Origin of the sequence: Aureimonas phyllosphaerae, from assembly GCF_900113065.1 — a bacterium.
Taxonomy (GTDB): Bacteria; Pseudomonadota; Alphaproteobacteria; order Rhizobiales; family Rhizobiaceae; genus Aureimonas; species Aureimonas phyllosphaerae.
This window is the reverse complement of the sequence record NZ_FOOA01000007.1, coordinates 142,666-163,571: the sequence shown is the minus strand read 5'-3', so window position 1 is coordinate 163,571 and position 20,906 is coordinate 142,666. Positions and strand designations below refer to the sequence as shown.

The 20,906-nt window shown below is 69.2% G+C and carries 23 protein-coding genes; 6 read left to right on the top strand and 17 right to left on the bottom strand.

Annotated elements, in window-relative coordinates:
- Positions 1-13: 13 nt before the first annotated feature.
- Positions 14-325: an urease subunit beta gene (locus BM175_RS11130; protein WP_055886582.1), complete on the bottom strand. Its 312-nt coding sequence runs from the start codon at positions 323-325 to the stop codon at positions 14-16.
- 219 nt (positions 326-544) lie between these two features.
- Between BM175_RS11130 and BM175_RS11125 the strand changes: the two genes are divergently transcribed.
- On the top strand, positions 545-790 hold the full coding sequence (locus tag BM175_RS11125; protein ID WP_090962993.1) for a hypothetical protein: 246 nt from the start codon (positions 545-547) through the stop codon (positions 788-790).
- Here the strand turns inward: BM175_RS11125 and BM175_RS11120 are convergent.
- The 8 genes from BM175_RS11120 to pncB all read right to left on the bottom strand — a co-directional run bounded on the left by BM175_RS11120 (position 765) and on the right by pncB (position 7,014).
- On the bottom strand, positions 765-1,067 hold the full coding sequence (locus BM175_RS11120; protein WP_090962992.1) for an urease subunit gamma: 303 nt from the start codon (positions 1,065-1,067) through the stop codon (positions 765-767). The two genes, BM175_RS11125 and BM175_RS11120, sit on opposite strands and share 26 nt — an antisense overlap.
- Positions 1,068-1,095: 28 nt before the next feature.
- Positions 1,096-1,962: an urease accessory protein UreD gene (locus BM175_RS11115; protein ID WP_090962991.1), complete on the bottom strand. Its 867-nt coding sequence runs from the start codon at positions 1,960-1,962 to the stop codon at positions 1,096-1,098.
- Complete coding sequence (locus BM175_RS11110) at positions 1,959-2,603, bottom strand: amino acid kinase family protein (RefSeq protein WP_090962989.1); 645 nt, start codon at positions 2,601-2,603, stop codon at positions 1,959-1,961. The genes BM175_RS11115 and BM175_RS11110 overlap by 4 nt, the downstream gene beginning before the upstream one ends.
- Positions 2,604-2,730: 127 nt before the next feature.
- A complete protein-coding gene (locus BM175_RS11105) occupies positions 2,731-3,594 on the bottom strand; it encodes a dihydroneopterin aldolase (protein ID WP_090962987.1) in 864 nt (287 codons plus the stop codon).
- Between the two features lie 3 nt (positions 3,595-3,597).
- Entirely contained in the window at positions 3,598-3,846 is a 249-nt protein-coding gene (locus BM175_RS11100) for an Lrp/AsnC ligand binding domain-containing protein (protein WP_055886538.1), read from the bottom strand.
- A 23-nt stretch (positions 3,847-3,869) separates the two neighbouring features.
- A complete protein-coding gene (locus tag BM175_RS11095) occupies positions 3,870-4,715 on the bottom strand; it encodes an alpha/beta hydrolase (protein ID WP_090962985.1) in 846 nt (281 codons plus the stop codon).
- Positions 4,716-4,749: 34 nt separating this feature from the next.
- On the bottom strand, positions 4,750-5,577 hold the full coding sequence (locus BM175_RS11090; RefSeq protein WP_090962984.1) for a ferredoxin--NADP reductase: 828 nt from the start codon (positions 5,575-5,577) through the stop codon (positions 4,750-4,752).
- A 132-nt stretch (positions 5,578-5,709) separates the two neighbouring features.
- Entirely contained in the window at positions 5,710-7,014 is a 1,305-nt protein-coding gene (pncB, locus tag BM175_RS11085; RefSeq protein WP_090962982.1) for a nicotinate phosphoribosyltransferase, read from the bottom strand.
- 180 nt (positions 7,015-7,194) lie between these two features.
- On the opposite strand from pncB, the gene BM175_RS11080 reads away from it, so the two are divergent.
- The gene (locus BM175_RS11080) at positions 7,195-8,199 is read left to right on the top strand and encodes a M23 family metallopeptidase (protein ID WP_090962980.1); all 1,005 of its coding nucleotides are present in this window, start codon (positions 7,195-7,197) and stop codon (positions 8,197-8,199) included.
- 4 nt (positions 8,200-8,203) lie between these two features.
- Here BM175_RS11080 and BM175_RS22715 read toward each other — a convergent pair whose 3' ends face one another.
- Entirely contained in the window at positions 8,204-8,359 is a 156-nt protein-coding gene (locus BM175_RS22715; protein ID WP_175526830.1) for a hypothetical protein, read from the bottom strand.
- A gap of 136 nt (positions 8,360-8,495) precedes the next feature.
- Between BM175_RS22715 and ggt the strand changes: the two genes are divergently transcribed.
- A complete protein-coding gene (gene ggt / locus BM175_RS11070) occupies positions 8,496-10,241 on the top strand; it encodes a gamma-glutamyltransferase (protein ID WP_090962976.1) in 1,746 nt (581 codons plus the stop codon).
- Here the strand turns inward: ggt and BM175_RS11065 are convergent.
- The 7 genes from BM175_RS11065 to BM175_RS11035 form a co-directional block, all read right to left on the bottom strand.
- Positions 10,235-10,885, bottom strand: coding sequence for a hypothetical protein (locus BM175_RS11065; protein WP_090962974.1), 651 nt, complete (start codon positions 10,883-10,885; stop codon positions 10,235-10,237). The genes ggt and BM175_RS11065 overlap by 7 nt on opposite strands.
- A 462-nt stretch (positions 10,886-11,347) precedes the next feature.
- Entirely contained in the window at positions 11,348-11,989 is a 642-nt protein-coding gene (gene dhaL / locus BM175_RS11060; RefSeq protein WP_090962972.1) for a dihydroxyacetone kinase subunit DhaL, read from the bottom strand.
- 14 nt (positions 11,990-12,003) lie between these two features.
- Entirely contained in the window at positions 12,004-13,002 is a 999-nt protein-coding gene (locus BM175_RS11055; RefSeq protein WP_090962970.1) for a dihydroxyacetone kinase subunit DhaK, read from the bottom strand.
- 43 nt (positions 13,003-13,045) lie between these two features.
- Entirely contained in the window at positions 13,046-13,813 is a 768-nt protein-coding gene (locus BM175_RS11050; RefSeq protein WP_090962968.1) for an SDR family oxidoreductase, read from the bottom strand.
- Between the two features lie 75 nt (positions 13,814-13,888).
- The gene (locus tag BM175_RS11045) at positions 13,889-14,869 is read right to left on the bottom strand and encodes a substrate-binding domain-containing protein (RefSeq protein WP_090962966.1); all 981 of its coding nucleotides are present in this window, start codon (positions 14,867-14,869) and stop codon (positions 13,889-13,891) included.
- 96 nt (positions 14,870-14,965) lie between these two features.
- Positions 14,966-15,970 (bottom strand): ABC transporter permease, encoded by a 1,005-nt coding sequence (locus BM175_RS11040; RefSeq protein ID WP_090962964.1) that lies wholly within the window; start codon positions 15,968-15,970, stop codon positions 14,966-14,968.
- Between the two features lie 55 nt (positions 15,971-16,025).
- Complete coding sequence (locus tag BM175_RS11035) at positions 16,026-17,507, bottom strand: sugar ABC transporter ATP-binding protein (RefSeq protein ID WP_090962962.1); 1,482 nt, start codon at positions 17,505-17,507, stop codon at positions 16,026-16,028.
- Positions 17,508-17,688: 181 nt separating this feature from the next.
- Between BM175_RS11035 and dhaL (BM175_RS11030) the strand changes: the two genes are divergently transcribed.
- The 3 genes from dhaL (BM175_RS11030) (at position 17,689) to BM175_RS11020 (ending at position 20,846) form a co-directional block, all read left to right on the top strand.
- On the top strand, positions 17,689-18,357 hold the full coding sequence (gene dhaL, locus BM175_RS11030; RefSeq protein ID WP_090962961.1) for a dihydroxyacetone kinase subunit DhaL: 669 nt from the start codon (positions 17,689-17,691) through the stop codon (positions 18,355-18,357).
- Positions 18,357-20,405, top strand: coding sequence for a bifunctional sugar-binding transcriptional regulator/dihydroxyacetone kinase subunit DhaK (locus BM175_RS11025; protein ID WP_090962959.1), 2,049 nt, complete (start codon positions 18,357-18,359; stop codon positions 20,403-20,405). Before dhaL (BM175_RS11030) ends, BM175_RS11025 begins: the two co-directional genes overlap by 1 nt.
- A 99-nt stretch (positions 20,406-20,504) precedes the next feature.
- Positions 20,505-20,846, top strand: coding sequence for a CsbD family protein (locus BM175_RS11020; protein WP_090962957.1), 342 nt, complete (start codon positions 20,505-20,507; stop codon positions 20,844-20,846).
- Positions 20,847-20,906 lie beyond the last annotated feature (60 nt).

The window sequence follows — 20,906 nt, the reverse complement described above, 5'->3', positions numbered from 1 at the left end:
GACCGGAAGGCGGTCAGCCGTCCAAGGCGCCGCCGACCCGACCGTTGAAGCCATGGACCTGCCGGTCGCCCGAGAGGGCGATCAGGCGCACGTCGCGCGACTGTCCGGGCTCAAACCGCACGGCGGTGCCGGCAGCGATGTCGAGGCGCATCCCGCGCGCGGCGGCGCGGTCGAAGTCGAGCGCCGGGTTCGTCTCGGCGAAATGATAGTGCGACCCGACCTGAATCGGGCGATCGCCAGTGTTGGCGACCTTCAGGCTCAGCGCCTCACGCCCCTCGTTGAGAACGATCTCGCCCTCGCGCGTCAGGATTTCGCCTGGGATCATCGTCGTCGCCTGCCTGCCGGTCACCTCGTGTCCCGCGATCATGGCGTCGCGGGCTGAACCTGTCAAAGCCGAGGGTCCGAAGCGACCGCTTTGGCGGGCTCGATCGAGCGACACCGGATCGAAACCTCGCGCTGCTAGTTTTCGATGAGACAAGCCGGTCAGCGGCGGCGGGCAAGCGCCGAACGACGATAGAACCGGCGGCACAGGGAATGAGCGACCATGAAACGCAAGCTGACGGGCGCCTTCGCGCTGGCGGCGGCCATCCTGGGAACGGCGGGCACGGCGATCCCCGCAGGCGCGCCGGAACCCTTCCAGGTCCGCACCGTGACGATGAACGGGACAAGCGGCCCGGCCTACTATTCGCATGCGACGCGGAGCTACCGCTTCATCGTCACCACGCCGCACGATCAGGTCGTCGCGATGGTGCCGGGCGCGGCTTTCAGCGAATCGGCTCGTGCACAGTGACGAGCTTGGTGCCGTCCGGGAACGTCGCCTCGACCTGAATGTCGTGGATCATCTCTGCGATGCCCTCCATCACCTGCTCGCGGGTGACGACATGGGCGCCCGCCTCCATCAGGTCGGCCACCGAGCGCCCGTCGCGCGCGCCCTCAACCACGAAATCGGTGATCAGGGCGATCGCCTCTGGATGATTGAGCTTCACGCCGCGTTCGAGGCGCTTGCGCGCCACGATCGCCGCCATGGCCACCAAGAGTTTGTCCTTCTCGCGCGGGGTCAGGTTCATCAGGCTCGATTCCGATCGGTCGCAGGATTCACATCGACCATACTAGCGGCAGCGGGGCATGCGCCAGACGGCCAATCAGCAGCATGAGGCGTTTCCTCAAGGTGTAGCCGTCCGCCGCCACGACCCGCACCACGAGAAGACCATCGACGAGGCTCGCGCCTTCGGTCGGGCCCAGCCCAGCGCGCACGTTCGCCAGCATCCCGGCGGCGTCCAGTCCCTGCCAGACCAGCGTCGAGAAGGCGCGGCCGCCACCGAGCGTCGCGCTCTCCCGCCCGAGCGCCGCGATGTCGCCCCCGAGACGCAGGTCTTCGGCCAAAACCAGCCGCCCCTCGCGCCGGATGCGCCAGCGATCGGCGACGAGGCCGTCGGCGACCGTCTCGCCCATCGCCGCGCGGCCGAGAATGACGCTTTCCAGAAGCAGGAACCGGCTGTCGGCGGCGGCATCGAGCGTTAGGCGGCGCGACAGGCGCCCACCCTCGAAGAGGATCGTCTCCTGCGGCAGGTAGGCGAGCGAGGCTTCGGGTCCGAGCCGCATCGACAGATCGACATCCGCTGTGCCGCCCACCGAGCGGTAGACGCGCTCGCAGGCCTGCGTGGTGACGGTGAGGGCTCCGCGCGGCTCGACCTCGAAGCCGAGCGCCAACCGGTCGCCGCCGGTCAGGCCTCCCGAGGTGTTGATGACGACGGCCTGACACTCGCCGTCCGCCAGACGCGGAAATCGCAGCTTCAGGCAACCGGCCTGATGGAGGCGGCGGATGGCGGTGCGGGTGCCGGGCCCTCGCGGGACCGGCCCGACGCTCGCGCGCGCCTCGCCCTGAGCGCGCTGGAGGCGCGGCGGCGAGGCGGCGAGAAACGGCGTATCCGAACCGGCGGGCGCGTCGTCGAGGAGCGTCACTGCGCGGCTTCGACGAAGCCGTTCTGCTTCTCGTGCGTCACCTCGCGACCGGGGACGGCGCCTTCCGCCAGCCGCCGACCGGCAACGGCCAGATCGGACGGTCCGGCGACGAAGACGCGCGTGGCCGGATGGAGGAGGCTGGCAAAGCCGGTGTCGACGACGCCCGCGGCCGAGACGGCCTCGATCGTGGAGCCGGCCGGCAGGTCGATCTGCTTGATGAGGCAGAGGGAGGCGCCCTGGAACTGACCGGCGAGCCAAGCGGCAAGGCTGTCCGACGTGGTGCTCCAGGTGTGCTCGATCTCGTCGGCGCGGATGACGAGCTTGGCCGGCATCCAGACGGGGATCAGGCCCTCGCCGTGCGCGGCGGCGATCGCATCCAGCGTCGCGGCGGGGCGCAGGCGCGTGCCCAGACTCGCCAGCGCGTGGCCGAACTGCTCCATGCCAAGGATCGCCATGCGATGGGCCGCGTCGTCGTCGTAGCCGATGCGGGTCTGGTACTGGCGCACGAGCTTGGCGAACGGACCGCCGCCGGGCACGACCACGAGGCGGCGCTTGGACTTCTCGATCGCCTCGACCCACTTGCGCAGGTCCGTCGACGCGATCGAGCTTCCGCCGAACTTGACGACGAGGACGTCCTTCATTTCAGGCAACTCCCGACTCAACCGATATACGCACGCGGCGATCCTGCCCCGCGCCGTATTTTGAACAAGTTTCCTGCGGGTTGGAAGGTTCCTTCTCACGCACGCGTGAGCCCGAGGCAAGCTCGCTCTAACCGATCGCCCGACGTCGGATCTCGATGCCGACCGCTTCCGGCCCGAGGTCGAGCTTTTCCACACGCACCATCACCTCGGCGACGCGGCGATCCGTCAGAAGCTCGACCGCGAGTTCCTCGGCCAACGTCTCCACGAGGTCGGTGTGCCCGCGCTCGCACAACCGTCGCGCGGCGTCCATGACGATGTCGTAGGAATAGACGTCGCCCATCGCCCTCGGCACGCCCGCGACCGAACGCCGGACGGCCGCCTCGACGCTGAAGCGGATGCGCTGGTTGCGTTCGCGCTCGAAGCCGTAGGCCCCGACCCGCGCCTGCAGGATGAAGTTGGTGACGCGGATGAGATCGGTCGGCGCATCGGCGAGCGGCGCTTCGGCCGAGCGCAGCATCCGGCCGGCTTGAGCCAGCGCCGCCTCGTCGAAGCCCTCGACCACCAAGACGTCCGGCGAGAGGGCCATCAACCGCGGAATGTCGGGGAGTTCCAGCGCACCGGCCAGCCAGCATTCGGCGCCGGCCGCGCGGCACGCCGCGATGTGGTTGGCGATGGTCTCGGCGGAGAAGGCGCGCAGGATCGGCCGGCCGGGATCGAGAAGGACGATGCCGCCCGCGTCGCCCCGCAGCGCGGCGGGATCGGCCGGCGTCTCGACGCTGCGCACCCGACGCGGCTCGGACGGGAGGGACTCGTCGGCAGCGATCGCATACAGCGTCTGCTCGCCGTCGCCCTTCAATCGGTCGGGCACGCCGAGGCCGGAGCGATCGCGGCGCGTCGGGGCGAGCACGTAGTCGGCCCCCGCCTCGAGGGCCCGTCGCGCCTCGTCCGGCGAGGAGACCAGCGCGGCCAGGCGGCAGGACTTATGCGCCATCGGTCAGGCGCGTCCGAACGCCTTGAAGGCGACCGTCGTGAACGTGTCGGACACGCCGTCGAGCACCTGCAGGCGCTCGGTGACGAAGTGGCCGATGTCGCGCCCGGCCTCGAGATAGAACTTGGCGATGAGGTCGTACTGGCCCGACGTCGAATAGACCTCCGAGATTTCCTCGACCGTCTCGACTAGGGCCGAGGCGACCGCATAGGCCTTGCCCGGGCGGCACTTGAACTGAACGAAGATGGCTTGCATGGGGGACCTCCGGCCTTCGCCTATCAGAGCGGCGCGCCGCCCGTCAAAAGCCGCGACAGCCGGCCGGAGGCCTGACCGAGGCTCTCGACGACGTCGAAGTGATGGGTGCCGGGCAGCTCGGTCGCGGTGATGCGCGCGCCGAGCCCCGCCCAGGCCGAGGCGAGCGCGTCCGTCTGGCGGCGCAGCTCGGGAAGCTCGTCCGCCCCGACCACGGCCTCGATCCGGCAGTCGACGACCGGCTCGAGCAATGCCGGGCTTTCCGCCTGCGCCTCGCGCTCGTCGATGCGCAGGACGTCGTTCATCCGCGTGCGCCTGATGGGGCGCAGATCCGACAGGCCGCTAATCGGCACCACCAGATCGATGCGGGACATGACGGGAGCAGGCAGCGGCGAATCGCTCGCGATCTGGCGCGCCACGAGGTGACCGCCGGCGGAATGGCCGACGAGGCGGATCGGGCCCGCGACGAGACCCGCGGCGTAGACGATGGCTCGCGCCACGTCCTCGCCGATCTCGGCGACGCGCGCTTCCGGCGCCAGGCGATAGCTCGGGACGGCGACCGCGAACCCGTTGTCGCGCGCGCCCCTCGCCAGATGCGACCAGACCGACTTGTCGAGCGCCTTCCAGTAGCCGCCGTGGACATAGACGACGAGGCCGGCCGGCGTATCGCGGTCGGGCCGGAAGAGGTCCAGCCGATGCCGCTCGTGCGGACCGTAGGGAATGTCGAACTCGGCAAAACCTCGCACACCGGCCGCCTCGCGATAGGCGGCGGCCAGGCGCGGGAGTTCGGCGATGATGGCGGCGGAGCCCGGCACCGCCGCCGAATTGTCGTAGGCGGCGTCGAAGTCGGCGACGGGCGTCCAGACGGTCATCGGGGCTCTCCGGCGGGAAACGAGCCCCGTTCTATCAGTCGACGAAGGCGCGCTCCACGACATAGGTGCCGGGATTGGCGTTGGAACCCTCGACGAGGCCGAAGCGCTCGCACATGGCGGCCGTATCCTTTAGCATCGCCATCGAGCCGCAGATCATCGCGCGGTCCTCGGCCGGATCGATCGGCGGCACGCCGAGATCCGTGAAGAGCTTGCCGGTCTCCATCAGCGTCGTGATGCGCTCGCCCTTGTGCTCGCCCTCGCGGGTGGCCGAGCCGTGGTAGAGGAGCTTGCCCTGGCTGATCTCGGCGAGGATCTCGTCGGTCTTCAGCGCCTCGACGAGTTCTTCGCCGTAATGAAGTTCGGCCAGCGTGCGCGTCGTGTGGGTCAGGATGACCTGATCGAACTTCTCGTAGGTCTCCGGGTCGCGGATCGTGCCGGCGAAGGGCGCGATGCCGGTGCCGGTCGAGAAGAGATAGAGCCGCTTGCCCGGCAGGAGCGCGTCGAGCACCAGCGTGCCCGTCGGCTTCTTGCGCATCAGGACCGTGTCGCCCGGCTGGATCTTCTGCAGGTGCTCGGTGAGCGGTCCGTTCGGCACCTTGATCGAGAAGAACTCGAGTTCCTCGTCCCAGGAAGGGCTCGCGATCGAATAGGCGCGGAACACCGGCTTCTCGGCGTTGGGCAAGCCGATCATCGCGAACTCGCCTGTGCGGAAGCGGAAGCTCGCGGGCCGTGTCATCCGGAACTTGAACAGCGAGTCGGTGTAGTGCTTCACCTCGGTCACCGTCTCGGCGAAGACGTTGGCGGGGATCGGGAAGCTCGGCGCGCCGGAAGCCTGGGCCGCGGTCTCGGCGGTGGCGGTCATGATCGAACCTTCGGGCAAGAGATCGTGTGTCGGCCCCGGAGATAGAGCCGGATGCGGTGCAGCAAAAGCCCCGCTGAGGTCATCACCCACCCGTTTGCACGAAGACGGCGCGGGCTTGAAGGGACGATATTCTCAAACCACGACCTCGCGCGGAATTTTCGCCGCCGTGCCGAACACTCGGCGATAGCGCTCGATGTCCTCCGGCCGGCCCGTCGCCTTGGCCGGATTGTCGGACAGCTTCACCGCCGGGCGGCCGTTCGCCTCCATCACCTTGCAGACCAGCGAGATCGGGTGGAGGCCGAAGTTCTCCTCCGGCGCGACGCCGCGGAAGTCGTTCGTGAGATTGGTGCCCCAGCCGAAGCTCATGCGCACGCGACCGTCGAAATGGCGATAGGTCTCCTCGATCGTGTCGATGTCCATCCCGTCGGAGAAGACGAGAAGCTTCTCGCGCGGATCGATCCCCTTCGAGCGCCACCACGTCATGATCGCCTCGCCGCCCTCGATCGGCGGGGCGGAATCGGGGCGGAACCCCGTCCAGTTGCCGACCCAGTCGGGCGCGCGCTCGAGGAACGAGGCGGTGCCGAAGGCGTCGGGCAGAACCACGAGGAGGTTGCCGCCGTACCAGCTCTGCCACTCCTCGAGCACCCGGTAGGGCGCCTCGCGCAGCTCGGCCTCGGTGTCGGCGAGCGCGGCCGCGACCATCGGTAGCTCGTGCGCGTTGGTGCCGATGGCCTCCAGATCGGCCTCCATCGCGAGGAGCACGTTGGACGAGCCGATGAAGCGGGGGCCGAGCTTTTCCTTCAGCGCCTCGACGCACCAGCGCTGCCACAGGAACGAGTGGCGGCGGCGCGTGCCGAAGTCGGAGATGCGGATCGCCGGCAGCTTGTCGAGACGTTCGACCTTCTCCCACATCTTGGCCTTGGCGCGGGCGTAGAGAACGTCGAGCTCGAAGCGGCGATAGGTCTTCATCGCCGCGCGCGAGCGCAGTTCGTTGATGATGGCGAGCGCCGGGATCTCCCACATCATCGTGTCGGTCCAGCGGCCGAAGAACATCAGCTCGTACTGGCCGTCGCGCTTGGACAATTCGTAAGGCGGAAGCTGGAAGTCCTTCAGCCATTCGAGGAAGGCGGGGCGGAAGATCTGGCGCTCGCCATAGAACGTGTTGCCGGCCAGCCAGATCATCTCGCGCTTGGAGAAGCGGACCGAGCGCGCGTGGTCGAGCTGGGCGCGCAACTCGCCCTCGTCGATCTCGTCGGCGACGCGCACGGTCTTGGTGCGGTTGATCAGGCGGAAGGTGACGTCGGTGTCGCCGTGCAGCCCCCACACCATCTGCAGCATCAGGAGCTTGTAGAAGTCCGTGTCGAGCAGCGAGCGGACGATGGGGTCGAGCTTGAACGTGTGGTTCCAGACCCGGGTGGCGATGTCGATGGCGACCATGATTCGTCCTGGCGTCCGCTGGCGCTCGTGGGGCGTCCGACCCTTAGCCGAACGCGCAAGCCCCTGACAAACCCTCCGAAGCCCCGGATGCCCCCTGCGCCGACGGTTCCCGCCATGCCTGTGCCCGATTTGCAGCCGACGCCTCGGCGACGGGACACCTGATGGGAGCGGACCCTTTTTATGAGACGCCACGCGATCATCGCCGCCCTTGCCGCCGCGGCGCTCGGGACCGGTATCCCGGCGGCCCGCGCCGAATTCCGGCTCGGCCTGCCCGTCGCATGCACGATCGGGCAGGACTGCTTCGTCCAGCAGTGGCCCGACATGGACGCCGGCCCCGGCGCCAGCGATCCGTTCTGCGGCATGGCCGCCTATGACGGGCACGACGGGCTCGACATTCGTGTACGCTCCATGGCCGACGTGGCGCGGGGCGTCGACGTGATCGCGCCCGCTGCGGGCACAGTGAAGGGCGTTCGCGACGCGATGCCCGACCGGCTGATCGGGTCGACCCGCGAATCGCGCGACAGCGTCAAGGGCGTCGAGTGCGGCAACGGCGTGGTGATCGACAACGGCGACGGCTGGGAAACGCAGGTCTGTCATCTGCGACGCGGCAGCATCCGCGTGAAGACCGGCGACCGGGTCGAGGCAGGCACGGTGCTCGGGCAGATCGGTGCGTCGGGCGCCGCCGAGTTCCCGCATGTCCACCTGTCGGTGCGCCGCAACGGCGAGAAGATCGATCCGGCGAGCGGGAGAACGGTCGGCGCCGGCTGCTCGTCCGGCCCGGCCTTTGCCGGCACGCTGTTCGACCCGGCGGCCGTCGCCACCCTGTCCAAGGGCTCGACCGCGGTTCTCGGCCTCGGTCTTGCGGCCGCCCCGGTCGACTACGCGCGCCTCGTCGTCGAGGGCGGACCGCCGACCCCGCCGGCCGGCGGCAATGCGGCGATCGTCTGGGCCTTGGTCAACAACCTGTCGAAGGGCGATACGCTCGCCTTCCGCATGACGGCGCCGGACGGCACGCCGTTTTACGAGGGATCGAGCCCCCCGGTTGACAGCAACAAGGCGGTCTACTCCGCCTTTGCCGGCCGCAAGCGTCCGCTGGCGCCCGGCCCCTGGACCGTCGCCGTCGACGTGGTGCGCAACGGCGAGACCGTGGTGTCCGAGAGCCGCCGGATCGACGTGAAGGGCTGAGGGGTCAGCCGGCGGCCGGAAGGCGCTCGACAAGCCGGCCGGCTCCCGCACGACGGAGCCCCACATCGGCGAGCAGCCGCGCGTCGAGGTGACGGATGGCGTCGAGCGACGCAAGGCGGCGGCGACGGGCGCTGACAAGGCGGCTGAAGCGGGCGAGCATGGCGTCCTCCTTCGGATCGGCCTCGTTCTGCCCATGCTCCGTTTCACGCGAACGACAGGTTCGTGTCGCTTTCGTTTCGACAGCGCGGCCGACTTGGGCCATCCTCCCTCGGGTCGAAGAGATCGGGGAGCCTCTGATGTCCATCCATCGCCTTGCGCGCGCCGGCCAGGCCGGCGTCCTGACGCTCTGCCTCCTGCAGACCGCCGCCGCCTTCGCCGCCTCGCCCGCGCCTGTCGCCGGCGAGAACGGCTTGGTCGTCACTGCCCAGCGACTGGCGAGCGAGGTCGGCGTCGACGTCCTGAAGGCGGGCGGCAACGCGGTGGATGCCGCGGTCGCCGTCGGCTATGCGCTGGCCGTCACCTATCCGACTGCCGGCAATCTCGGCGGCGGCGGCTTCATGACGATCCGCCTCAAGGACGGCCGCTCGACTTTCATCGACTTCCGAGAGCGCGCGCCCGGCCGGGCGACCCGCGACATGTATCTCGACAAGGACGGCAACCCGGTCGAGGGCCTGTCCACCGACGGCTATCTCGCGGTCGGCGTGCCCGGCTCGGTCGCTGGCTTCGAGTACGCGCGCGAGCGCTATGGCACGCGCGAGCGGCCCGACCTCCTCGCCCCGGCGATCCGGCTCGCCAGCGACGGCTTCGCGCTCTCGCCTGGCGACGTCGCGAGCTTCCGGGAGGGCAATGCGGACCTCGCCAAGGACCCGGCGGCCGCCGCGATCTTCCTGAAAGGCGGCACGACGCCCTATGCGGTGGGCGAGCGCTTGGTGCAGGGCGATCTCGCCGGCGTCCTGCGGACGATCTCGGAACGCGGACCCGACGGCTTCTACCGCGGGCCGGCAGCGCAGGCGATCGTCGCAGCCTCGCGGGCCCATGGCGGCATCCTCGAGACCGCCGACTTCGAAGGCTACAAGGTCCGCGAACTCGCGCCCATCCGCTGCGACTACAAGGGCTACGAGATCGTCTCCTCGCCGCCGCCGAGCTCCGGCGGTGTCATCATCTGCGAGATCCTCAACATCCTGAAGGCCTACCCGATCGCCTATACCGGGTTCGGCTCGGTCGAGACCGTCCACCTGATGGCCGAGGCGATGCGCCATGCCTATGTCGACCGGAACTCGGCGCTCGGCGACCCGGACTTCGTCAACAACCCGGTCGACAAGCTCCTGTCCGAGGAGCACGCGGCTGAAATCCGCGCCAAGATCGACCCGAACCGCGCGGGTGTCTCCGCCGACCTCAAGCCGGCCGGCATGGGCGAGAGCCATGAGACGACGCACTACTCGATCGTCGACAAGGACGGCAACGCGGTGGCCGTCACCTACACCCTGAACGGCTCGTTCGGCGCGCGGGTCGTCGCCCCCGGCACCGGCGTCCTCCTCAACAACGAGATGGACGACTTCACGCAGAAGCCCGGCGTTCCCAATCTCTACGGCCTCGTGCAGGGCGAGGCCAACGCGATCGAGCCGGGTAAGTCACCGCTCTCCTCGATGAGCCCGACGGTGGTCTCGAAGGACGGCGAGCCGCTGATGGTGATCGGCAGTCCCGGTGGCTCGCGCATCATCACCATCACGCTGGAGGCAATCCTCAACGTCATCGAGCACGGGATGGACATCCAGGAGGCGATCGACGCGCCGCGCATCCACCACCAGTGGCAGCCCGACCGCATCACGATCGAGCCGCACGCCCTGTCGCCGGACACGATCGCGCTTCTGGCTGCCAAGGGCCACAAGGTCGCCGAGGATCCGGACTGGCCGGTCTGGGGTGAGGCGGCGGGCATCCTGATCGGCGGTCCGAGCCTTGCCGCGCGGGACCCGGCTTCGAAGGAGCGCTTCTTCGGCGCGATCGACAGCCGCGCGACCGCGGGCGCCGCGATCGGCTACTGAGAGCCGATCGGATCGGCGCCGCGCAGGGCGACGGCATCCGTCGTCGCCTCGCTGCGGATGCCGGCGAGAACCCAGCCGGCCGCAGTCGCCAGCACGACATAGCCAAGGAGCTCGGCCGTTTCCTCGAGGAACGTGCCGAGCCAGGCAACGCCGGCAAAATGCGGCGCACCGTCGAACACGGCCCCGAGGCCGACGAGACCGGCCGCCACGGCAAAGGGCCAGCCGCGCAGGCTGAGTCCGTAGGCGAGGAAGGTGCGCCAGTGACGCCACCCGCGAACGAGGCAGGGCAGGACGAGAACCACGAGCGCCAGCGCCTCATGCCAGCGGAATGCATCCGAGGCGAGATAGGTGGTCACCGGACCGACCGGCGGCAGTTCCAGTTCTCGCAGGAGGAACACGAGGTAAAGAAGGGTGGCGAGATAGGCGGCGATGCGCTCGGGGCCTCTTAGTCCGGCAGCCGCTGCGCCGGAGAATACGGCCGCCGCCAGGAGAGCCGCCTCCTGAACCCATTCCAGTGGACCATTCTCGTGCGCGGCCAAAGGCAGACCCAGTGTCCACCACGAAAAGAGGGCCCCGAGAAGGGTAAGGGTCATTACGCCCGCCAGGAGCTTGGCGAAGCCGTTTCGAAATTCCAGATGCTGCATCGTGTCCCCACAGTCTGCGCAGCACGCTAGAGTCCGTAAGGGAACCTGTCATCCCATATGACAGAATGATGAATAGGCGGCTACGGTCCTGTGGCATTTTGGTCTCGGATGGGAAATCCGCAGACTTATACCGCAATGCAGCTATGCGGTTTTTGCACTACAGCATTTCGATCCGAACCCCTATGTTCGAAGCATCAGAGAAACGGAAGCGGCACCCGCGGGGCCTCGACTGATCCTCTCAAGATTTTCGCGTCGGCCACTCTCCTCCCAACGGCCGAAGCGGATCGAAGCCCGCGTTCCTCCCACGCGGGCTTTACCCATGACGCCCTGCCGGTCCTCCCCCGGCAGGGCGTTTTGCGTTGGGCGATGCGCGGATCGCGCGGGTTTCCGTCTCGCACAGAAAAAGGGGAGGATCCGCGGACCCTCCCCTTCCCGATTTCGTCTTGCCAGACGCGATGCCGCTCAGGCGAGCCGTGCTTTGGCGCCGTCCGCAAGGCTTTTGAGGATCATCGCGCAGGACGTCGCGCCCGCATCGAGCACGCCGCGCGAGCGCTCGCCGAGGCGGCTCGCCCGGCCGATCTTCGCCACGAGGTCGATCGTCGAGTCGCGCCCCTTTTCGGCGGCCGCCACCAGCGCATCCAGCGCCTCGGCGAAGGACTTGCCCTCGGCGTTCGCCGCATCGAAGGCCTCCACCGCCGGCACGAACGTGTCGAGCAGCGTCTTGTCGCCGACCTTGGCCGAGCCGATCGACTGCACGCCTTCGAGGCCCTTGTGCAGCATGGTCGAGAACAGGGCGGCGTCGATCGCGTCCCGACCCTCGATGGCTTCGGCGAATTCGGTGAAGGTCATGCCGTAGAGCGGGCCCATCGAACCGCCGATCTCGCCCATCAGCACCTCGCCGAGAAGCGCGAACGCGTCCGCGAGCGACGCGTCGCGGTCCTTCAGCCGCTCGGCCGCCATGCCGAAGCCCTTGGCCATGTTCACGCCATGGTCGCCGTCGCCGATCTTGCCGTCGATCTCCGACAGGTAGGCCTTGTTCTCGACGATCCGCGCGGCCATCGCCTCGACGATCGCGCCGCCGCCGGCATTCGGGAAGCTCTGCATCGGTCCGGTCTCCCTCAACCCTGGAAGCCGGGCGCGCGGGCCTCGGCGTCGAGAAGGCGCTTCAGTTCGTCGTCGAGCGCCAGCACCGTCAGCGTCGCGCCGACCATCTCCAGCGAGGTGAAGTAGTTGCCGACATAGGTGCGGTAGACCGTGAGGCCGCGACCGGTGATCTCGGCCTCGATCGTGTCGTTGAGGATGTAGAGCTCGTTCAGCGGCGTCGCACCGAGGCCCGAGACGAGGACCGCGACCTCGGTGCCCGCGGCGAGCGCATGGTCGTCGAGGACGATCTTGGCCATGTCGCGCGCGACCTCAGTGGCCGTCTTCAGCGGTTCGACGCGGATGCCGGGCTCGCCGTGATGGCCGATGCCGACCTCCATCGTGCCAGCCTCGATCTGGAAGTTCGGATGGCCGACGGCCGGCAGGGTGCAGGGCCCGAGGCCGACGCCGATCGAGCGGCAGTTGTCGATCGCCTTCTGGGCGGTGGCGCGCACCTCCTCGAGGCTCGCGCCCTCGTTCGCCTTGGCGCCGCCGATCTTCCACATGAAGATTTCGCCCGCGACGCCGCGGCGCTTCTCGCGCTCCTCCGGCGGGGCCGAGCAGACGTCGTCGTTGGCCACCACCACGGCGACCTCGATGCCGTCCTTGGACGCCAGTTTCTGCGCCATCTTCACGTTCATGTTGTCGCCGGCATAGTTGCCGTAGAGGCAGACGACGCCCGCGCCGCCGCTCGCTTCCTTGATCGCGTCATGGAAGCTCTTCGCGGTCGGCGAGGAGAACAGCTCGCCCACGGCCACCGCGTCGACCAGCCCCTTGCCGGTGTAGCCGATGAAGGCCGGCTCGTGGCCCGAGCCGCCGCCGGTGACGACGCCGACGCGCCCGTTCTTCGGTGCGTGCGTGGAGACGACCACCCGCCGGTTCGTCTCCGACAGACGCACGAGGTCGCGATGGGCCTTCACGAAACCGCGGACGGTGTCGTCCACCACATTGTCGGGATCGTTGATGAAACGCTGCATGGGACGAGGTCCGTTCTAAGGAGTTGGGCTGGGAGGCAGGGCTTCAGAGAATGGTGTAGCCGCCGTCGACCACGAGATCGGCGCCGTTGACCATGGCCGCGGCGCCCGAGGCGAGGAAGACGGCCGCCGCCGCGATCTCACCCGGATAGGCGAAGCGGCCGGTCGGGATGCGCTTCTTGGCGGCCTCGCCCTTCTCGCCGGCCCAGGCGGCCTTGCCGAGCTCAGTGAGGACGACGGTCGGCGAGATCGTGTTCGCGGTGATGCCATGGCGGCCCCACTCGGCGGCCAGGGTCTTGGTCAGGCCGATCACGCCGAACTTCGACGCGCAGTAGGCGATGTGCTCCTCGATCGCGACCGTGCCGGCCTGCGAGGCGAGGTTGACGATGCGCCCGCCGCGCCCGGCCGCGATCATGCGCTTTCCGGCTGCTTGGCTGACGAGGAACGTGCCCTTCAGGTTGATCGCGATCGTGCGGTCCCACTGGTCGAGCGTCAGGCTCTCGGCCGGGGCGAGCGCCACGATGCCGGCGCTGTTGACCACGATGTCGATCGCGCCGAACGCGCTCTCAGCCGCCCCGACGGCCTCCTCGACGGAGGCGGGATCGGCGACGTCGCAGCGGAAGGCGCGCGCACCGGATAGTTCACCTGCGGTCGCCTCGGCGGCCTGGAGGTTGTTGTCGAGCAGCGCGACCCGCGCACCCTTCTGGCTCAAGGCGCGCGCGATCGCCTGGCCGATGCCCGAGCCGCCGCCCGTGACCAGCGCGACCTTGGTCGCCAGCGAGAAGTCGAGATCGATGGAAGGGGCGTCGCTCAAGGGACCGGCTCCAGGCTGTGGGGAAGGGCAGGATGGGGACGACGGCCGGGATGCCGGCCGCCGTCCGCGATGCGACTACTGGCGCGACTTCAGGAGCTCGTCGGCATTGGCCGTCGTCACCGGCGTCCAAGGGACGAGGTAGGTCTTCGCCTTGCCGTCTTCCCACTTCATCGACGGGTACTGGTTCCAGATCGGCGACTGCGGCTGGTAATCCGCCTTCACAGCCTTGATCGCGACGTCGAGCGCGCCCTGTGCCTGCGCGTTCGCGTCCTGCAAGATCGAGGCCATCTCGCCGGCCTTCACCGCGTTGATCGCGTCGGTCACGCCGTCGATGCCGGCGATCGCGAAGTCGCTGACGTTGAGGCCGGCGGCCTTGATCGCCTCGATCGCGCCGAGCGCCATCTCGTCGTTCTGGCCGATCACGCCCTGGATCTGGCCGGGATGCGAGGTCAGCCAGTTCTCCATCAGCGTCTGGGCTTCGGCGCGCGACCAGTTGCCGGTCTGCTTCTCCAAGACCTTCACGTCGGGGCAGGCGGCGAGCGCCTTCTCGTTGCCCTCGAGGCGCTGGATCTGGCCGCTCTGGCCGATCGGGCCCTCGATGATCACGAGGTTGCCCTTGCAGCCCATCTTGTCGAGCACGGCCTTGCCCTCGAGCTCGCCCGCCTCGACGTCGTTGGAGCCGACATAGGAGGTCAGGAGGTCGGAATTAACGCGCGCGTTGGAGCCGACGACCGGAATGCCGGCATCGACCGCGGCCTGCACGGGCGCGGCGCCTGCCTCGATATCCATCGGCACGAAGATGATCGCGTCATACTGCTGCGTGATCATCGTGTTGAACTGTTCCTGCTGGACCAGCGCGTCGTAGCGGCCGTCGAACACGGTCACCTCGACCTCGCCCTTCTGCACGGCCGGATGCTTCTGCAGCGCGGCGGTCCAGATCTGCATGAATTCGGCGTTGAGGCCGTAGACGGTCGCGCCGATCTTCAGCTTCTCCTGGGCGAGCACCGGACCGGTGAGCGCGGTGGCAAGGCCAAGGGCGAGCAGTAGGGTCTTCATCGTCAAGTCTCCTCCCGAGTGGAACTGGTGGTCGGGCCGCCGGAATGGCGGCCCCCTTTCGGTCCGGCTCGTCGCCGGACGGAATGCGTCGAGCGGTCAGCCGGCGTGGCTGCGCTTCTGGTCCAGCATCACCGCGCCCACGATCAGGGCGCCCTTGAGGATCTGCTGGTAGTAGGACTGGATGCCCATGAGATCGAGGCCGTTGTTCATCACGCCGATGATCAGCGCGCCGATCAGGGTGCCGGTGACGCGGCCGACACCGCCCGACAGCGAGGTGCCGCCGATGACGACCGCGGCGATCGCATCGAGTTCGTAGGCGACGCCCGCCTGCGGCAGGGCCGAGCCGGTCCGGGCCGACAGGATCATGCCGGCAAGACCTGCGAGCGCGCCCGAGATGACGTAGACCATGAAGCGGATGCGGGCGACGTTGATGCCCGAGGTCTTGGCTGCGTGGGGGTTGCCGCCGACGGCGTAGATGTAGCGGCCGAAGCGGGTCGAGGAGAGAAGCCACCACGAGACGGCGAAGACGAGGGCGAGGATCACGACCGGTAGCGGCACGCCGAAGACGTTGCCCGTGCCGATCCAGCGGAACTCCGGGATGAGGCCCGGCACGGGACGGCCGCCGCCGTAGATCAGCGTCATGCCGCGCGCGGCCGACAGCATGCCGAGCGTCGCCACGAAGGCCGGTACGTTGAAGCGCGAGACGATGAGGCCGACGATCGCGCCGGAGAGAACGCCGACGCCGATGCCGATCGCGAGCGCCAGCACCATCGGGTACGGCCCGCCCGCGACGCTGGCGTTCGCCGTCGTCGTCACGAAGCTGGCGCTGACGATGCCGGCCAGCGCCACGACGGAGCCGACCGACAGGTCGATGCCGCGCGTCAGGATGACGAAGGTCATGCCGATGGCGAGGATGCCGTTGATCGACGTCTGCAGGAGGACGTTCGAGATGTTGCCGGCCGTCAGGAAGTAGGGGCTGGAGACGGCCAGCACGCCAACCAGGATCAGGAAGGCGATGAAGATGCCGTATTCCTGGATCAGGAGCCGGCGGCGCTCGGCGCCCGCGTTGGGATCGGCGGCTTTTGCGTTGATGTCGGTCACGGGATCGTCTCCCCCCAAAGGGTCTTGCGCGGGCGCGGGCTGCGGGAAGCCCGGTTCAGGTCGAAAGATGGACGAGCGATTGCGCGCTGGCCTCGCTGCGGTCGAGGATGCCGGCCGAGCGCCCGCCCCGCATCACCATCACGCGGTCCGACAGCCCGAGGACCTCGTCGATCTCCGACGAGATCATCGCGACCGTGCCGCCGGCGGCGGCGAACTCGCAGATGATGCGGTAGATCTCGCGCTTGGCGCCGACATCGACGCCGCGGGTCGGCTCGTCGAGGAGCAGCACCCGGGGGTTCCGCAGGAACCACTTGCCGAGCACGACCTTCTGCTGGTTCCCGCCCGACAGGCCGGACACCGGCATCGTGTCGCGCGCCGCCTTGATGCCGAAGCGCGCGATCATCTCGTGGGCGGCGGCCGCCTCGTCCCGGCCGCGCATGGAGAAGGCCGGGCTCATCTCGGGCAGGCTCGCCAGCGCGATGTTGCCGCGAACCGAATCGTGGAGGTTGAGGCCGGTCTGCTTTCGGTCCTCGGTGACGAGCGCCAGCCCTTCCGCCATCGCATCGGCCGGCTTGCGGACCGCGATCTCGCGGCCGTCCACGGCAACGCGCCCTTCGGCCTTCGGGTCGAGGCCGAACAGCGCATCGAAGATCTCGGTGCGGCCCGAGCCCATCAGCCCGTAGATGCCGAAGATCTCGCCCTTGCGCACGTCGAACGAGATGTCCTCGATCCGGCCGGGGCTCGCCAGCCCCTCGACCCGCAGGCCGACCGTCTCCGACGGCGTGTTCGTCTTGATATATTCCTCGCCGAGCTCACGCCCGACGATCATGCCGATCAGGCCGGGGCGGTCGATCTCGGCGAGCTTGCCGCTCGAGACAAAGGCGCCGTCGCGAAAGACAGTGTAGCTGTCGGCGATCTGGAAGATCTCCGACAGGCGATGCGAGACGTAGACGATGCCGCGCCCTTGAGCCTTCAGGCGCTCGATCGCGGCGAAGAGGTGCTGCGCCTCGCGCTCGCCGATGGCCGAGGTCGGCTCGTCCATGAAGATCACTTCGGCGTCGTGGCTGAGCGCCTTGGCGATCTCGACGAGCTGCATCTGCGCGACCGAGAGCGTCGCCATCGCCTGGCGCGCGTCGATGGCGAAGCCGAGCTCGTCGAGCAGCGCCTGCGCGCGGGCGTTCATGGTGCGGAAGTCGATGCCGCCGAAGCGGCCGGACGGCTCGCGCCCGAGATAGATGTTCTCGGCGACGCTCATGTGCGGAACCGGGCTCAGCTCCTGCTCGATGATGGCGGTGCCGGCCTTCAGCGCATCGGCGGGACTGGAGAAGTCCACCGGCTGGCCGTTGCGCCAGATCGTGCCGCCGTCGCGCTTCTGGATGCCCATGACGATGGTGAGGAAGGTGGACTTGCCAGCCCCGTTGCCGCCGCACAGCGCATGCACGGAGCCGACCTCGAGCTCGAAGCGGCCGTCGCGCAGCGCGGCGACGCCGCCGAAGGACTTGCGCAGCCCTTCCACCTTCAGAAGCGGTTCCGACATTCCGACGTCCTCCCGAAACGCCTTTGCGGCGCTTCCGACGTCGACTCTCCCTTCGACGCCTCGTTTCGACATTAGTCAGATTGTTTCCGACAAATGTCAACACCGCATCGCCAAGCCGTGCCGATCGGCTGCCGGCGGGCCGACGCTTGCGCGATCGGCCGTGCGCTCCGACACTTGGGCCATGACACGAATCACAGCCGAACAGCTGGTCGAGATCCTGCGCACGGTGGCGCGCCGGATCGACGAGGCACGCGAGCATCTGGCAGACCTCGACGGCGCGATCGGCGATGCCGATCACGGCCGCACCATGTCGGAAGGGTTTGCGGCCGTCGTCCGTGATGCGCAGGACGCGGCCCATGCCGGCGCCGGCGCGGCCGACCTCCTGCCGATCGCCGCCCGCTCCTTCCTCGACGCTGTCGGCGCAACGGCGGGGCCGCTCTACGCCAGCGGCTTCCAGGAAGCCGGACGGCGGCTCGCGGGACGCGCGGAACTGTCGGACGGCGACCTCCTGACGCTCGTTGCGGGCCTTGGCGACGGGATCGCGCGTCGCGGCAAGGCGGTGCCGGGCGACAAGACGATGATGGACGCGTTCGGGCCCGCGCTACGGGCGATCGCGGCGGCCGAAGCATCCGACGCGGATGTCGGGGCCGCGCTCGGCCTGGCGGCGCGAGCCGCCGCCGAGGGCCGCGACGCGACCCGGACCATGGTCGCGTCGAAGGGCCGCGCGGCGCGGCTCGGGACCCGCAGCCTCGGGCATGTCGATCCCGGCGCCGCCTCGGCCGCGATCGTGATCGATGCGCTGCGCGAGGCCTTCGAGGCGATCCGCGCCGCACGCGGCGGGCGCGGCTGATGGCGCGCCCCTCCCCCCGCGCGGCCGGCGAGACGGCGATCCCGCTCCGTTTCGGCGACGACGCGCTGCTGTGGGCGTCATGGCTCTACCACGAGGAGGGCATGACGCAGGGCGACATCGCCGCCGAGATGGGCGTCTCGCGGGCCTCGGTGAACACCTATCTCGCGGAGGCCCGCGCGCGCGGCCTCGTGACGATCGAGATCGAGCCACGCCAGTTCCGGGCGCTCTCGCTCGCTGAGGCGCTGCGCAAGCGTTTCGACCTCGAGGACTGCCTCGTCGTGCCGACGAACGGCGGCGAACGCTCGCTGAACGCGCGGCTCGGCGCGGCCGGCGCGCAGGCCCTCGCCCGCTACGCACGGCCCGGCGACACGCTCGCCGTGACCTGGGGCCGGACCATCCTTGCGCTGGTCGAGGCGCTGCGGGTCGCGCCGCTCGGCGACGTCCGCGTCGTGCAGGCGACGGGCGGCACCACGGCCAAGATCCCCTGGACGCCGGAAGCCTGCGCCTCGCGCCTCGCCGAAGCGCTCGGCGGTCGCTGCATCCCGCTGTCGGCGCCCGCGATCGTCTCCAGCGCCGCGATGCGCGACATGCTCTTCGCCGAGCCCGTCCTCGCCGAGCAGATGGCGGTCCTGTCCGAGGCGAACCGCATCCTCTTCGGCATCTCCTCGTTGCGGCCCGAAAGCACGATCCACACGAGCGGCTTTCTCGACGGGCCGGAGCGCCACGACTACGAGCAGGTGGCGATCGGCTCGATCGCGGGGCGCTTCATCTCGGCTTCAGGCGAGCGCGTACCCGGACCGCTCGACGGCCGCACGATCGGGATCGACCTTGCGGCCCTTCGCGCCGTGCCGCAGCGCATCGCCGTGGCCGGCGGGTCCGACAAGGTGCCGGCCATTCTCGGCGCGCTGCGCGGCGGCTTCGTCAGCGTCCTCGTGACCGACACGCAGACCGGCTGGGGCATCCTGACGGCGGACGGCTGGAGCGAGCCGCCGCGCCGCGCCGCGCCGTCGCCGCCGACCTCGGCGCCGATCGGCCGAACCCACACCAAGAAGCTCCTCAACGATCCCCGCGCGGCGGTCGACGAGGCGCTGGAGGGCGCCCTCGCCGCCCACGGCGACACAATCGCGCTGGTGCCGGGCACGCCGCGCGCCGTCCGCGCCGTCCACGGGCCGCGTCCCGGCAAGGTCGGCGTCGTGATCGGCGGCGGCTCGGGCCACGAGCCGGCCTTCTGGGGCTATGTCGGGCCGGGGCTCGCGGACGCGGCGGTGGTCGGCAACCTTTTTGCCGCCCCGCCGCCCGGCCCCATCCTCGCGGGCACCCGCGCGATCAACGGAGGTGCCGGCGTCCTCTACGTCTTCGGCAACTTCTCCGGCGACGTGATGAACTTCGAGATGGCCGCCGAGGAACTGGCGTCGGACGGCATCGAGACGCGCTCGGTCGTGACGATCGACGACATCGCCTCGGCGCCGGCGGAGGCGGTTGGCTCGCGACGCGGGGTCGCCGGCAACGTCTTCGTCTTCAAGATCGCGGGCGCGGCGGCCGATCGAATGATGCCGCTCGACGCCTGCGAGGCGGTGACGCGCCGGGCCGCGGCGCGCACCTTCTCGATGGGCGTCGCGCTCGAACCCGGCACCATGCCCGAAACGCGCCGGCCGAGCTTTTCGCTCGGGCCGGCGGACATGGAGATCGGCGTCGGCGTCCACGGCGAGCCTGGCGTCGCACGCGAACCCTTGGCCAGCGCCGACGCGGTGGCCGATCTCCTCGTCGACCGCCTCTTCGCCGAGATGCGTCTCGAGGCCGGAGCCCGCATCGCGGTTCTCGTCAACTCGCTCGGCGGAACGCCCGCGATGGAGCTCTACGTCGTCCACCGCCGCGTGGCGCAGCGGCTGGCGGCGCGGCGCGTCGAGGTGGTCGGCGCCTGGGTCGGTCCCTACTACACCTCGCTCGACATGGCCGGCGTCTCCCTGTCGTTCCTCCACTGCGACGACGAACTTCTCGATCTTCTTCGCCATCCCTGCCGCAGCGCCGCGATGACGGTGGTCCGATAACGAGAATTTAAGGTGCGACAGATCGAACCAATCGCCGCCTAACGACTTATAGGCTCCGACAGCGGATCAACCGCTCGCCTATCAAGGAGTTTCGAACTCATGGACAACAACCGTCTCGAGGGCGCCGCCAAGGAGTTTGGCGGCAAGGTGCAGGGCGCTCTGGGCGACGCGTTCGGTTCCGAGAAGGACTCGGCCGAGGGCCGTCGCCGCCAGGCTGAAGGCGCCGCGCAGAACCTCCTCGGCCAGGGCAAGGATGCCGTGCGCGAGGCGACCCATGACGCGCAGAAGTACGCGACCGACCTCTACGAGAACGCTGGCACCTATGCCGAGGAAGGCACGCGTGTGGTCCGCCGGACGATCCACGAGCATCCGCTCTCGTCGCTGCTGGCGGCCGGTGCCGTCGGCTTCGTGCTCGGCCTTCTGGCCCGCGACCGCGACTGATCAGGCGGACTGACCGGTTCTGATATCGCCCGCGTGCCGAGATCGGCACGCGGGCGTTTC

Bases quoted from the DNA above. Each gene is read 5' to 3' on its own strand.
- BM175_RS11105 (WP_090962987.1), bottom strand. From the start codon at position 3,594: ATGGCGCATAAGTCCTGCCGCCTGGCCGCGCTGGTCTCCTCGCCGGAC.
- BM175_RS11055 (WP_090962970.1), bottom strand. From the start codon at position 13,002: ATGCAGCGTTTCATCAACGATCCCGACAATGTGGTGGACGACACCGTC.
- dhaL (WP_090962972.1), bottom strand. From the start codon at position 11,989: ATGCAGAGCTTCCCGAATGCCGGCGGCGGCGCGATCGTCGAGGCGATG.
- dhaL (WP_090962961.1), top strand. From the start codon at position 17,689: ATGACACGAATCACAGCCGAACAGCTGGTCGAGATCCTGCGCACGGTG.
- BM175_RS11130 (WP_055886582.1), bottom strand. From the start codon at position 325: ATGATCCCAGGCGAAATCCTGACGCGCGAGGGCGAGATCGTTCTCAAC.
- BM175_RS11020 (WP_090962957.1), top strand. From the start codon at position 20,505: ATGGACAACAACCGTCTCGAGGGCGCCGCCAAGGAGTTTGGCGGCAAG.
- BM175_RS11045 (WP_090962966.1), bottom strand. From the start codon at position 14,869: ATGAAGACCCTACTGCTCGCCCTTGGCCTTGCCACCGCGCTCACCGGT.
- BM175_RS11080 (WP_090962980.1), top strand. From the start codon at position 7,195: ATGAGACGCCACGCGATCATCGCCGCCCTTGCCGCCGCGGCGCTCGGG.
- BM175_RS11120 (WP_090962992.1), bottom strand. From the start codon at position 1,067: ATGAACCTGACCCCGCGCGAGAAGGACAAACTCTTGGTGGCCATGGCG.
- BM175_RS11110 (WP_090962989.1), bottom strand. From the start codon at position 2,603: ATGAAGGACGTCCTCGTCGTCAAGTTCGGCGGAAGCTCGATCGCGTCG.
- BM175_RS11095 (WP_090962985.1), bottom strand. From the start codon at position 4,715: ATGACCGTCTGGACGCCCGTCGCCGACTTCGACGCCGCCTACGACAAT.
- BM175_RS11035 (WP_090962962.1), bottom strand. From the start codon at position 17,507: ATGTCGGAACCGCTTCTGAAGGTGGAAGGGCTGCGCAAGTCCTTCGGC.
- ggt (WP_090962976.1), top strand. From the start codon at position 8,496: ATGTCCATCCATCGCCTTGCGCGCGCCGGCCAGGCCGGCGTCCTGACG.
- BM175_RS11065 (WP_090962974.1), bottom strand. From the start codon at position 10,885: ATGCAGCATCTGGAATTTCGAAACGGCTTCGCCAAGCTCCTGGCGGGC.
- pncB (WP_090962982.1), bottom strand. From the start codon at position 7,014: ATGGTCGCCATCGACATCGCCACCCGGGTCTGGAACCACACGTTCAAG.
- BM175_RS11090 (WP_090962984.1), bottom strand. From the start codon at position 5,577: ATGACCGCCACCGCCGAGACCGCGGCCCAGGCTTCCGGCGCGCCGAGC.
- BM175_RS11125 (WP_090962993.1), top strand. From the start codon at position 545: ATGAAACGCAAGCTGACGGGCGCCTTCGCGCTGGCGGCGGCCATCCTG.
- BM175_RS11100 (WP_055886538.1), bottom strand. From the start codon at position 3,846: ATGCAAGCCATCTTCGTTCAGTTCAAGTGCCGCCCGGGCAAGGCCTAT.
- BM175_RS22715 (WP_175526830.1), bottom strand. From the start codon at position 8,359: ATGCTCGCCCGCTTCAGCCGCCTTGTCAGCGCCCGTCGCCGCCGCCTT.
- BM175_RS11025 (WP_090962959.1), top strand. From the start codon at position 18,357: ATGGCGCGCCCCTCCCCCCGCGCGGCCGGCGAGACGGCGATCCCGCTC.